Source organism: Prevotella pectinovora (genome assembly GCF_000834015.1).
Classification (GTDB): domain Bacteria; phylum Bacteroidota; class Bacteroidia; order Bacteroidales; family Bacteroidaceae; genus Prevotella; species Prevotella pectinovora.
Genome location: NZ_JXQI01000044.1, coordinates 1 through 13,525 on the forward strand (window position 1 = coordinate 1; position 13,525 = coordinate 13,525).

Genomic DNA, 13,525 nt, shown 5'->3' on the forward strand with positions numbered 1-13,525 from the left:
CAGCTGAATCCTTTAATGCAAAAATCAAAGCTTTCAGAGCATCACTAAGGGGCATCGTTGATGAAAAGTTCTTTCTGTATCGACTTGCAAAGATTTATGCTTATCCCCACTAAATTTCCACTGAGCCGCTATTAGGGCTTGCTCGGGACTTTCACCCGTTAGACAATGCTCATGCCGAGCGTACCTACAAGAAGACCTCAGTACCGATTGGGGTACTGAGGTCTCTTTTTTCTGAGAATTATCACGGTTTTGCCGCAAAAAGGGCGGCATTACCCTAATTACTTAAGGATAACCTTATGCGCCTTACCGCCCTGTTTAACAATATATATGCCTTTGCCAAGGCTTCTTAGTTCAGCAGCTGTTTTAAATACTGCATCAACCTTTGTTCCAGAGAGTGTATAAACGGCTATTGCGTCAGCGTTGCCACCATTGGTTGCACTGTCAACAGCCGTAGTTATACTGTCAATGGCCACAGTCATCTTCACGGTGCTAGAGTTGCCCGTCAGTTTCAGAATATAGTCTCCAGCCTCATTCGCTGCCACAGTCTGTTTGTAGATATAGTAACCGAGATAGTTGCCATCTTCCCATGAAGAGAACGACAAATACCGTCCATCAACATCATTCTTGGCATTGTCAATGTCATCATAGATATAACCACCAATATAGTCGTCGGTCTTCAGGCTGAAACTACCCTCTTCCACACTTATCTTTGCCCATACAGGTCTGTCATAAGTACCCTTGGGTATGTCGTAGGTCATTCCGTCCTCAAGCACGATAGGGCAGGTAACAGACTCTCCAGGCTGCGGGTCGTTGACGATAAAGACAAGTTTTGCCTCATCGTAAACCTGTGTCAGTTGCATGTTGACAAGCCAGGACTCACCCTTCTCAACCTCAGCTACAGCCTCATAGTTCACAACTGTCTCTCCGTTTACATACTCTGTTTTGACCATTGCAATCGGATAGGCCGTTTCCGTGTCGCGACAATATTGTATTTTCTCCGTAGAAGAGTAAGGAATGTTACACTTGACAGTCATCATTCCGTCTTTGTCTGCCGTGAAACGGATCCATACGTTATTGATTTTTTTCCCGCTGAAGTCGTATTCTCCCTGAATGTCAAGAGGGCAAGAACGTGCATCGCCCGGCTGATACTCCTCTTCTGCAAGTCTGAACACATCCCCTGCTATCACATTTTCAAGTTTGATGACATAAACATTGTCAGATACCACATCAATAGTATAAGTCTGACCATCTACAATAGGCGTACACTGCCTATCACTTCCACAGAGAAAAGCCACCTTGGATGTTTCAGGCGCTGTGACCACCAGTTTACCGTTTTTAGTTGCAGTATATGCATAAAACCTTACGCCGTCTTTGTCGATTACGTTGTCACCGATGACGGCTGTTATAGGATTAGAGGCGAGGTCGCCCTCATTGATTGGTTCGGTATAGACGCTGAACAAGAGCGGATGGTCTTCCTTTGACACCCATTTCAATATGTAGCGTGCGCCCTCTGACCCTCCGTCTGCTTCAACACGAACCTTGTTCTGACCATACGAGCCCTGATAAGCAGCTCCATATTTATAAACATTTACCCCTGTATAAGCGCTGTTCGGTGTCTCGGCAGCCTCAACCACAAGAAACGAGTGCAGTCCGGCAGGCAGGTCAACAGCATAATAATATGTGCCTACCTCGCTGATGACAATGTCGTTGGCAGGCAATGTCTCTATCACGATGGGGTCATATTCCAAATCGCCAGTCTGATAAGGAGTGGTTGAGAACTGGAATTTCTCATCAAGTGCGGTGTCTTGAGACTTGTTGATGACAACGTAGTAAGTGTTTCCCGTCTTTGTCATTTCAAAGCGCAAATTAAGCGAGCCTACTGCCGAAGATGCAGAAGGAGAATCATATTGCAGACTCGTAGCGCTCTCATACATTTTCACTTGCCCTTCAGGCAGAGGGTTGTCGCTGCTGATTCGGGCGAAACCAGTCTCTGAAGATACGAACTGATAATAGTATTTTCCGTAGGCCGAAGGCAATATGTTGTCGCCCTCAACCAAGTCGAACGGCATGTCAACCGATCCAGGCTGTGGAAATGTCAGTTCAGAACTGAAAACCACCGGGCTGGAGTTCTTGATTTCTATACTGTACGTTTCTCCCCTTTTCACCTTTGTTTTAAGAACATACCGCTGTGAACTTGAATCATAGTTAAACGGTGTCGATACTCCGTTGACCGTGCAACTTGAGACATAAGCACCCGCCGTAAGCACCAACACGCCCCCCATAGTAGGCGAGAAGGTTGCGTAATACGTCTGCTGGTCATAGCCTTGGGTAAAGGGAGATCCTACAATCTGGGTCGTGCCAGGTTTTATCTCTAGGGCATCTTCGGCTGTAAGACCCTTGCCTATCCCATAGATGTCAGTCAGCATCTCAGCTGTGACACCCACACTAATGGTGTTTCCGCTCCAGCTACTGCCGCTTACCCCCACATATACCGTCGTGTTGGCAGGCAAGCCGTAGGCAGTCTTTGGATAGCCATATTCTGCCGACTTTAAGGTAATTGTCTGCTCCTCATCGTTCTCATCCTTGATAATGCTTTTAACGAAGATGTTGCTGCTTCCCTCAGGGTTAAGGGTCAGCAGCGTAGGGGCTGTCGTTGTGTACTTCCAGTAGGCTGTGACAGACGAGCCTTCAGTATATTCAAAACTGTTCATGCCTTCTTTCAACTCACCAGCTGTGTCCATCGTGGTTTGCGCAGTGGCTCCTAAAGCCATGCAGGCAACAAACATTGAAAATAATTTTCTCTTCATCTTTTAATACATTAAAGGATTAATAATATACCAACACACCCATGCATCATTTTGACACATGTATCTTGAAAGTTTTTTGTCTGCCTCCAGTCATTGTTACACGAAGAAGATAGACACCTTCCGTAAGGTTGGCTGTAGAAATAGTTCTGTCACATGTCGTTGTCAGTTTGCGTCCAACCACATCATAGACAGTGGTTTTCTCTGAACATTCTGGCAGAGTGATGTTGTGTCCGTGACATTCCACCTGTTCTTCAGCGTTAACATTGCAGATGCCGGAACCGGCTGCCTCCTCAATGGTTATACCAGCTATTTGCAAATAAGAATAATTGTCAAGAGGCAGTGTAGAGTTAAGATGCAGTCCGATACAGTTTACGCCTTCAATACCTTCAGGAAGCCTGACAATGTAGTCGGTAGTAGGCATAGGCTCACCGTCGGTTGGTTCAACGGTCATTGATCCTACAACGCTTTGTGCCTCGACAGTATTCCTGCATCCAAGGGTTACATCCAGTGTTTCGGTGGAAATCGATCGTGCATTGACCCTCACCTGATACACTTTGTCGGCCTCAAACTTCATCGGGGGTGTTATGAGCCATTCGTCGGCATCTTGCTCCGCCATTCCTACGGTTGGGTTCAACATATACTCCACGCAGACGAGCGTGTTGCCAAACTGATAATATCCATAAGGCGAATAGTAGGTCCATGTAAATCCGTCGTTATTGGCATCAACGGCTTGCCATTGGTTAAGAAAGTAAGTCAGGTCTGAAAAGTCTTGCGAAACAGGCAGGTCGAGTGCATTGCCCAGCACATAAGTTCCAGGCACTTTGGTTTCCGACTCTCCATACTGGTTACATGCCGTGACGGTGTAGGAATACCGCCCCAAGCGTCGTGCACTTTTGTCGGTGAATGTATTGTCTGTAAGTCCTTCTACCAGCGTCGTTTCATCGGGCATCCTCACGATTTTATAGGTCTGGCCCTCAGGGTCGAAGTATCCGCCGTTGAAGCCCTCATCGGCAGGGCTCCATGTCAGGGTTGCCGAGGCGCATCCATCGTCCACGGTTACTGTCATGTTGCCTACATGCCCAGGCCAGTCATGACCGACATATGCGAAAGCTTCGCCATGTTCCCCTTCCCCGGCCTCGTTTACGGCATAAATGGAATAGCGGCAAGGTCCATCTTTCTCCATGGCAATATCAGTATAAGTCATCTCTGCCCCAGGTTCAGTCGCATCGATGGTAGCCACAGGCTCATTGTTTCTCAAAACTACCACGCTCTTGATGTGGTCAAGGTCATTGCCAGCAAAGGTCTTCATCGGGTTTTTCCAACTTATGGTTGCAGAGAGTTTTCCGTTGGCATCAGGTGTCACCTTCACCTCTGTCGGAGCTGCGGGAGCATCATCACCTCCTTCTACAAACGGGATATAAAGGGAAAGCAATGCCGAATAAATGCCCACAACACCTATGTTGGTAATTTCTACAGGGTCTTTCGAGAGATCAATCTGCAGCATATAGGTATCTCTGCCACCGTCTTCGGATATAGTACACGAAGCCCAGTAAAGCAACCCGTTGGACCTGTCGAACTCCATACTTTGGTTTGAAGCCATTCCCTTATAATGCGTATCACATATCTCGGCAAGAGCTCCGTCTTTCTTGTTAACCAGATACAGTTTCCCATTTGTGCCAACGGCATAAAGCTCCCCCTTTTTGTTGGCAGCTATTGTTCCGCAGATTGTAGCAAGAGGAGCCACCTTTGTCAGTTGTCCTGTGGTGAGATTCATCGTATATAGGGCAGACTCTCCGTACTGGTATCCTACGGCATACATGGTTTGCGTTGTATAGTCGTATGTCATGTCCTGAAGTTTTAGCGACACGTCGGTCTCGTCGGTCCAAGGTCCGATTTCAGTCTTTTTGCCTGTCACCAAGTCATAGGCTATGAAATTGCTTGCCTGCGGACCGTATTGGTTGAACACATACTCACAGGCATAGAACACATTGTCGGCACATGCGCCTGCAAATATGCCTACGCTGTTGGAATAAGGATAAATGAGCGTGGCATTGTCAAGGTCGTCCATGTAGAACTCGCTGTAGCCATAGCCAGACAGTGCCTGATTGTTAAGGAAAAAACCATACATTTTCTTGTGGCTTACCGGCGAGGCAAGCACAGTTGCGGAGAGTGCTACCGCAACCCAGAACAGAAGTAATTTTCTTTTCATAGTCACCATTTTTTATTGTTAATGTATAAATCTAATATTTGTATAATTACGTCGGTCGTGCAGCTATTTCATCGTCAGCTTGAATGTTCTCTGTCCGATGCTTACCAAATAGAAACCTCTTTGAAGAAAAAGGCGTTGCCTGATGTCATTGCTCGTCGAGCAAACTGCCCCCGTGACAGCGCTTACTTTTACCCATTGCCGCTCCGCGTTGTCAATGTCAACAAATCCCTTACCTACCTTCAAATATTCCCGCTCTGCATCAACGGCGGAGACACCTGAGGGAGAGTCTGAAAAGTCAAAACTTATCACCCCCTGGCTTTCACGGATGTTTACAACAGAAACATGGCAAGCATTGCCTCCCTGCCTCCATGTCATTGCAGGCACACTGTTGGCAGAAAGCTCAGTATATAGTCCGTTGTCTCCTGGATAGGTATCCGTGGCAAGAGTCTCCATCGAAGTCACGTTGTCAGCCGGCACGAGATCCACATGTTCATAACCAGCAACGGCGGTGTTTACTCTGTTGCTCTGCCAAAGAGACGGAACGTAGTGTACATGCGACACTAAGAGTCCATGACCTGGCAAGGCTGAATCCCATCCTTCCAGCTGTCTGTTTTCCAAAACGAAATACTCGTTTTCGTCTTCCTCGTTGACAATGAATACCGCTTTGTTCGAAGAGGAAAGAGGTTCCAGTTCAACATTGTTCATCTGCCCTTCAACGACTGTCGGTTCAAGCCATCCCAACGAATATTTATCCATGGCTGTATATCCGCTTGGAGTGCGCGAGTCGTTGTTGTATAGCCCCACATCCATCACATCCCAATACATCATTCCATTATATCCTGAATACATAGGGTCGTAGATGTCAGGCAAGCCAAGTATATGGCTAAATTCATGACAGAACGTTCCTATACCGTCAATTTCATTGCCTGTACAGCCTTTCAGTTCGCTCGAGCAACTGCTTTGGCCGAGATACATGTTGTCAAACATCTTCCATGTCTTGTAGGTCAGGTCAACCGACTGCGGCCACATGGTATCCTCTGCAGCCCCTTGTGCCTCGCTGTAGCCAGCATAAACCACATAGACAAAATCTACCGTACCGTCATCATTGAAGTCGTAGCGGCTGAAATCAACATCAAAATCTCTGTCGGCCACCGTACATGCGTCAACCATCAAATCGACAACGTTCTCGTCCAGTCCGTAATGACTCATTTTTCCAGGCAGCGTCACAGGACCTACCACATCAAATTCAGGTTCAAACAGCCCTGCCGACTGGTCTGTAAAATAATCCCTTATGCTCCCCGTGGCATAAGGTCCATTGTAGCCTTTCTCATTGGCCAGTCTGTCATACACCTCATTGATATCTTGACACGAGAATTTCATGTCGGCATATTCGGCCAAGATAATCAGCCCCCTGATCTTTCCAGTTGTCGGAAAAATCTGCTTCACTGCTCCAGGAGCCAGTGGTGTCTTGGCCATTATCCTACTGTCGCGCTCTGCGACAAGTGCCTTTCTCAGCCTTGCCTGCGCATCAGGTGTCAACAAGTCACCAATGGCATCAGTGGCATGTCGGTCATAAGCAGTCACCGTTGAGGCCACCACGTGTCCACTGCCATCAATACAGGCATAACACATGCGCCCCTCATGGTCTCTTTTAAGCATCATGCCGTCGGTTGTCTCAAAAAAATGAATGTTTTCGTCCCCGCGCAGATACACGTTGATTACCCTGCCGTTAGGCTGCTCCACGCTTACAGGCCAAGGCCAGGCAGGCGAGGAAAGAGCTTCTGTGGCCCATACGACTGAAGCCACGACAAGCCATGTTTTCAATTTTTTCAAGTTCATGTCTTTCTATTTTTTATTTTGTAAAACTCAAGTGTTCACCATTGTGCGCAAAATTATCATAAAAACAATTATTTTATTTCATATTTAGCCTTCAATATTTGTCAATTGGTAAAATGCAAGTGAAAAAGAACCTATTTTGAGCACATTTGTCCGTTTAATTGTCTTTTTTTTATACTTTTGCATCAAATGAAAAAAATACTGCTTTACATCAAATCCGTTTTTTGTTGGCTGTTGATGTTCACCTTCTGCCATACGGCATCAGCCAGACAACCGCAAAGAGGACCAGCCAAGGCCATCTGCAGCGAGGCCACCCGATATTACTCAGAAGAGCAATATGCCCTTGCCATGCTAAACTACATCGAGGGTATGGAGGCGGCTGAGCGCGAGAAAGACATCAACACCTATTTAATATGTGTAGGCTGCATCGCCAACATATACGAGACCATTGGCGACTACGAGGCAGACATCATCTATCTTTTCAAGGGTTATGAAGCAGCCTCGAAAACCAATAACCGTTCCATGACCAGCATCTACCTAACTAACATCGTGGCAGCATACTGCCGAATGGGATATGCCAGCCTGGCCAACAAATACTATAAGTTGCAACAAAATACTCCGCTGCCCAACAACATCACCGAATGGAAATATTTTCTCATCTACAACAAGGCCCGCATCCGGCAGGCAGAAGGGAAAATGAAAGAAGCGATAAAAATCCATAGGGAGGCCATCCGCTTTGCACAAGAGGCGGGAATGGACAGCATATATACCTTATACCAGACTTGCGAGATTGGCAATATATACCTGAAGCAGGGCGACTACCAGAATGCGCTGCAATTCGGCTACACCTGTCTGTCGTCTGCCAAAAAGTTAAAGAGCAGAGAGCTACAGGTCAATGCGCTCGACATTCTGGCCAACGCATACCGCTCAATCAACACCGACTCGGTCAACAAATACCACGCCCTTTATCTCAGCATGACCGACTCCGTGTTTAACGCCCGCAACTTTTTCAAGGTGCGGAACAACATGGCCCAGTATGAGACGCGCAAAAGCAACCGGCATATCAACAAACTCAACTCCATCATCAACAACCAGCTACTCGCCATCATCGTCATCTCAGTTCTATTCGTGCTCTCTATAACGCTACTCGTCATGCTGCACAACAAGAACAGAAACCTGCGCAATGCCCAAAAACTGATTTTCCAGAAACACAAGGAAAAGACTCGCGCAGATGCAGATAGCCGTGGTCAGCACGAGGGCAACCATGCTTCAGCCTGCAACAACCTGCCCATAACCGATGCCCAATATCAGCAGCTGTGCAGTCACATCAAGACCATCATGGACGATATGAGTGTGATAAGTGCCCCCGACTTCTGTCTTGACAAACTTGCACACATAGTCGAGTCTAACCGCACATATGTGTCAATGGTCATCAACAACACCTACGGCAAAAACTTCAAAAGCCTACTCAACGAGCGGCGCATCGGCGAAGCCTGCAAACGTCTTTCAGACAAAGAGCATTATGGCCACTACACCATACAGACCATCTACGAGGAGGTGGGCTACACCAATGCCTCCAGCTTCATCAGGGCATTCAAAAAGGTGATGGGCATGTCCCCATCGGTATATCAGAAACTGGAGGAAGACTGCGGCAAGGGTAGCCGTACAGACGATGATGCCCTATAACCCCCTTGCTCGCACCCACGCTTTATCTATTCAGTTTCCATACGCAGCCGTCTTTGGTGTCTTTCACCTCAAATCCGGCTTCGGCAAGGGCATCACGAATCTGGTCGCTCGTAGCCCAGTCTTTCTCAGCCTTGGCCTTGGCACGCAGTTCGAGCACCATGTTGACCACCTTGCCGTATGCCTCTTCACGGGCATCAGAAGAATTGCCCTTCTCCTGGCGCAGACCAAGGATGTCGCAGGCAAAGAGACGCATGGTCTCGTCCAGTTCCTTCAAACAGTCGGCGCAGATGGTGGCCTTGTGGTCGAGCAGTTTGTTGACCACGCTGCACGCCTCGAACAGATAGCTGATGACCAGCGGTGTGCTCAGGTCGTCGTTCATGGCATCATAACATTTCTGCCTCAGTTGGGAAACCACCTGTTTGGTCTGCTCGTCACATTTGTCGGCAGGCTGGATGCGCTGCAGGTCGTTGATACCGTTCATCAGTCGCTCCAAGCCCTTCTGGCTGGCGAGGAGAGCCTCGTTGCTGAAATCCACCGTACCACGATAGTGGGCTGAGAGGATGAAGAAACGGATGGTCATGGGCGAATAAGCCTGGTTGAGCGAATGGTGAGTGCCCATGAAGAACTGTTCGAGCGTGATGAAATTGCCCAACGACTTGCCCATCTTCTGCCCGTTGATGGTAATCATGTTGTTGTGCATCCAGTATTTCACCATCGGCTTGTCCTGACTGGCCACAGCCTGCGCGATCTCACACTCATGATGTGGGAATATCAAGTCCATGCCTCCACCATGAATGTCAAATTCCTCACCCAGATACTTGCGGCCCATGGCGGTACATTCACAATGCCATCCGGGGAAACCGTCGCTCCAGGGGCTCGGCCAGCGCATGATATGTTCAGGCTGTGCCTTCTTCCACAGGGCAAAGTCGGCCTGGTTGCGTTTCTCGCCCACGCCGTCCAACTGACGACTGGCATCCTTCACGTCGTCGAGGTTACGTCCTGAGAGAATGCCATAATGGTATTTCTCGTTATACTTTTTGATGTCAAAGTAGATGCTGCCGTTGCTCTCGTAGGCAAACCCGTTGTCCATGATATGTTCACTCAGTTCTCTGAAATATCTGCTCGATTCATCCAGACGGACAAGTCAAAGGGTGTAAAACGCTTACTTTTTTCGCCACAATATATTGAGCATAAAATATCAATATTTAACGAAATATTCAACCGAATGAAAGAACAAAAGAACTTATCCTATAGTTTAAGAAAGGTGACACATCCCTTCAAAAGCAGCTTGAACTCAATGTTTTTGCCGATTTTGAGCCTACCTGTGGTTTTTGTCACCTTAACAAGTGTTAATTACGTTAAAAAAGCGATTTTTGAAAATTATTTTGAGCAGTTTTCGCACTTTTCTATCGTTTAATACCTAACTATCTGATAATCAACGATGTTTATTTCCTGTATCGGCAAGTGAATGGTATAAAAAAGCTTGGATGTCAATTAAATGTCACATAAATATTATAATTTGGGAGCCTCTATTTTTCCTTACTGACATGCAAGAATAGTTATAACTTGTTGGCGGAATTAAGTTATGTTGATAGATATAAGTAAAAGTTGCCAATATCGATGATTCTCAGTAAAAACAAGAATTTCCGAAAAAACTGTCAGACCATCTGGTTTTTGGTTGTAACATTCTGACAGACAGACAGTTGACCACCTGGCGATTGTCAGCCAATTGTCTGGATGGTTTGCTGATGGAAGGGGCGATATTTTTTGAGACTCTATACAATAGCATCGCGGATACGTTTACGGACCGTATATATTGGCATCGCGGATACGCTTACAATACTTGAGATATGCAAGCAATTCTCTGAAAATCTCGTCAACGAATCTGGTAATGTTCCACGTCGTGGTCCTGTTCCCAAGTTTTCGGATTTGGAAGTGGTGGCGCTATCCCTGACGGCAGAGACCGAGAGCATTGATAGTGAGAAGTGGTTGTTCGACTATAAATTGCAAGAATACAAGGACAGCATTCCCAATCTCATATCAAGGAGACAGTTCAACCCAAATCGGTCATTAGGGCTTGCTTGGATTTTGTGTTTTTATAAGAGTGGATTTTGTTTGGCTTTTAATGAGTAATAGCGAGCTATTGCGAATTAAAAACAAGCAAAAGACGCCTTATAAAAAGCAAAAGACTGCAAGCAGTTATGAAATACCATATTAAACGGCCTAATGACCGTTTTGGGTTCAATGACCGCAGGAAGAAAACGGCAGACTGTAGCATCTATGGTGACAAAGGGTATATTGGAGCTGACGTACAGCTTGACTTGTTCGAAACCGCACACATAAGACTGGAGTGTCCGTATCGGCTCAACCAAAAGGACTGGAAACCGACATTCATCCCGTTTGCAAAGGCAAGAAAGAGGATTGAGACAATATTCTCTCAACTTACAGACCAGTTCCTGGTCATCAGGAACTACGCAAAAATAACGAATGGTTTGTTTGCCAGAATCATTGGCAAAATTAGTGCACTTACCATTCTGCAATACGTAAACTTCATTAACGACAAGCCCATTGGCAGAATTAAGTATGCACTAAATTAATTCCGCCAACAGGTTGTATAAACACTTCGCATGAAATGAAATTTTAAACTTAAAGGCGGACCCACCATCGGGACCGCCTTGTGACTATGCAGGTTGGACAGCCAGCTTCAGCTGGCGTCAGATAGGTATATCATCTCATCGTTTCATGATTTTCACGGCACGCATGCCCTTGTCAGTAGCTATCTTCACGATATAGATACCCGGCGTTGTGACTGAAGGGCTGACACGCTGTCCGTTGACATCATATATCTCATAGCTTCCGACAGCTCCATCCACAGAAATCGTACCATCAACGACTCTGATGCCATATTTTCCGTCTTCCGTCACCTCTTTGACAGCAGAAATATCTGTAGAACCCTCCGGTACAGGATAGCCTTGATTCTCTCCATCTTTGAACACCCAGTACTGCACAGGATTATCCTGATTGAGCAAAGTCAGGAAAGAAGCATCTTTCATAGCATCGCTCGTCATAGGAGTCACGCCCAACACACTTTCGCTCGACTCGCTAAGGTCAGAAGCGTAAAAACAGTTCTTCACCGTCAGTCTATTGGTGTCATAGCCATCATCTGCCGGCACCACATTGTTGGCCGGGATAACCGGAGCCACCACCGAGTCATACCCGTTTGCGGTGAGCACCGCTGCATTATAACAGTTTTCCACTCTCACCTTGGTATTGTCTTCATCACTAAGGTAATAATGCACTCTTCCCAATATACCACCGCCAAACTGCTGTGTACCGTCAAATGTCACAGAGCCTGTGTTATAACAGTTAAGGATATTGGTAGAAGCGAAATCAGACAGGGCTACGACACCACCGCCATCATAACTGCTCACCGTAATCACACCCTGGTTTCCGCAACGTTCAATGGTGGTCCCATCCTGCTGGTTGGCCGAAATGACACCGGCTGCATAAGCTCCTGTAACAGTAGCCGCATTGACGCACTGGCTAATGGTGAGTTTACCTTCCAAAAAGGCTGACGAGCAGATGCCTGCCACATAGACGGCGCCAGAAACCGTAACGTCTGATGCCACCCTGCAATTCTCTATTGTAGAATTACCTATTGACAGACCTACCAATCCTCCAACGACAGAGGATCCCTTTACAGTACTTGAGGCCAAGGTAAGGTTCTTGATGGTTGCATCATATATAATTCCGAAGAGGCCTACTGAAAGACCCGAATCATAGTTTTCCTTCAGTCCGGTGATTGTATAGCCGCCGCCATCGAAGTAGCCCCTGAAGTATCGCATGTTTTCGACACCCGCCCCTCGGAGCTGATTGCCTATCGGTGTGAACTGTGAAACCGACTTCAAGTCTATGCTGTTGGTCATCAGAAAATATTTTCCTGCAAAGTCGGTAGAGTCTTTGTCCACGATGTCGGACAGTTCAAGCAAGTCTTCCTTGCTGGAGATAAGATAAGGCGACTCTTCTGTGCCCTCTCCACCCGAGAAGAGAATGTTGGGGCGAGGCTTTGTACCGAACACACTCAGGCTGATGCCTGCAGTGAGATTGCCATAAGCGACATTAATCGCTGCAGCAACCGTACCACTATGCTGTGCCGTGGCAGTGATGAACAACGAGTCTTCTCCTACAGCGGTCTGGCTGACAGTGTATTGGAAAGACGCAGCGTCTATTCCTACAAGTTCATAAGAAGGTTTATCCACCCCCTCAACACCGGAGTATTTCACCGTAACCGTGTCCATCTTGCTCTTTCCCATAGTCATAGAACCAAAGTCAACATCCGTCTTGGATACTGTCAGCGTAGGAGCGGTAGGACCTGTCTTCACATCCGTGATAGTGAAGTCGTCAAAGTTGGTTATCTTGTCATTGGATGTCACCGACTTATAATCAAAGGTAGCATAGTCAGCCCTCACAATGCGCACATAGGCATCGCGGTGATTCACCTCGCGCTCTATGGTCTGAACATCCGGACCGGCCTGGAAACTGTCGCCCACCTTTGTCCAAGTGCTACCATCCTGCGACCATTCCACTATCCAGTCTACCTGAGAACCGACAGAAGCCGGATGAAGATTATATTCATGTATCTTGAAAGACACCGTGCCGATGTCGCGGGGCGTTATCAGCTGAAAGACAGATATCTCTGGACCCGTATTCCTGTCTTTCTTGCTCTCACCATACAGTTCCATCGACTGTGTTCCGTTAAACCAGTCGTAGTCTTCATACTTAGAATAACTCACGCCATGACAGTGCCACGTAAGCCCGTTCAGCGTAACGTCAAAAGAAGAATTGGCATAATGGTCACCATAGACCCTAGAGAAATCCTCAAAGTCGTATGTCCAATCGTCTGCCAATACCGGCTGCGGCATTGCCACGAAGCAGAGTGCCGCAAAAAAAGAGTACAGTTTTCGCATATATTAATCTTTACTATTGT

6 protein-coding genes and 3 pseudogenes are annotated in these 13,525 nt (G+C 46.9%); 4 read left to right on the forward strand and 5 right to left on the reverse strand.

From position 1 onward, the window contains the following. Positions 1-113: pseudogene (locus ST42_RS14270) on the forward strand (ISAon1 family transposase); the annotation flags it as partial. Positions 114-278: 165 nt separating this feature from the next. Here ST42_RS14270 and ST42_RS05400 read toward each other — a convergent pair. From ST42_RS05400 to ST42_RS05410, 3 genes are all read right to left on the reverse strand, one after another. Beyond that, entirely contained in the window at positions 279-2,807 is a 2,529-nt protein-coding gene (locus ST42_RS05400) for a hypothetical protein (RefSeq protein ID WP_156132452.1), read from the reverse strand. 46 nt (positions 2,808-2,853) lie between these two features. Continuing rightward, the gene (locus ST42_RS05405) at positions 2,854-5,016 is read right to left on the reverse strand and encodes a choice-of-anchor J domain-containing protein (protein ID WP_044080888.1); all 2,163 of its coding nucleotides are present in this window, start codon (positions 5,014-5,016) and stop codon (positions 2,854-2,856) included. Between the two features lie 63 nt (positions 5,017-5,079). Next, positions 5,080-6,855, reverse strand: coding sequence for a M6 family metalloprotease domain-containing protein (locus tag ST42_RS05410; RefSeq protein ID WP_044072722.1), 1,776 nt, complete (start codon positions 6,853-6,855; stop codon positions 5,080-5,082). A gap of 186 nt (positions 6,856-7,041) precedes the next feature. Here ST42_RS05410 and ST42_RS05415 point away from each other — a divergent pair, with 186 nt between their 5' ends. Then, the gene (locus ST42_RS05415; RefSeq protein WP_082026301.1) at positions 7,042-8,538 is read left to right on the forward strand and encodes an AraC family transcriptional regulator; all 1,497 of its coding nucleotides are present in this window, start codon (positions 7,042-7,044) and stop codon (positions 8,536-8,538) included. Between the two features lie 22 nt (positions 8,539-8,560). On the opposite strand, the pseudogene ST42_RS05420 reads toward ST42_RS05415, so the two are convergent. Next, positions 8,561-9,646: pseudogene (locus tag ST42_RS05420) on the reverse strand (cysteine--tRNA ligase); the annotation flags it as partial. A 117-nt stretch (positions 9,647-9,763) separates the two neighbouring features. On the opposite strand from ST42_RS05420, the gene ST42_RS14010 reads away from it, so the two are divergent. Both ST42_RS14010 and ST42_RS14640 read left to right on the forward strand, forming a co-directional pair. Beyond that, complete coding sequence (locus ST42_RS14010) at positions 9,764-9,955, forward strand: hypothetical protein (protein WP_197068913.1); 192 nt, start codon at positions 9,764-9,766, stop codon at positions 9,953-9,955. Positions 9,956-10,380: 425 nt separating this feature from the next. Continuing rightward, positions 10,381-11,135 (forward strand): annotated as a pseudogene (locus ST42_RS14640) (transposase); the annotation flags it as partial. Between the two features lie 135 nt (positions 11,136-11,270). On the opposite strand, the gene ST42_RS05440 reads toward ST42_RS14640, so the two are convergent. After that, complete coding sequence (locus tag ST42_RS05440) at positions 11,271-13,505, reverse strand: T9SS type A sorting domain-containing protein (RefSeq protein ID WP_156139302.1); 2,235 nt, start codon at positions 13,503-13,505, stop codon at positions 11,271-11,273. Positions 13,506-13,525 lie beyond the last annotated feature (20 nt).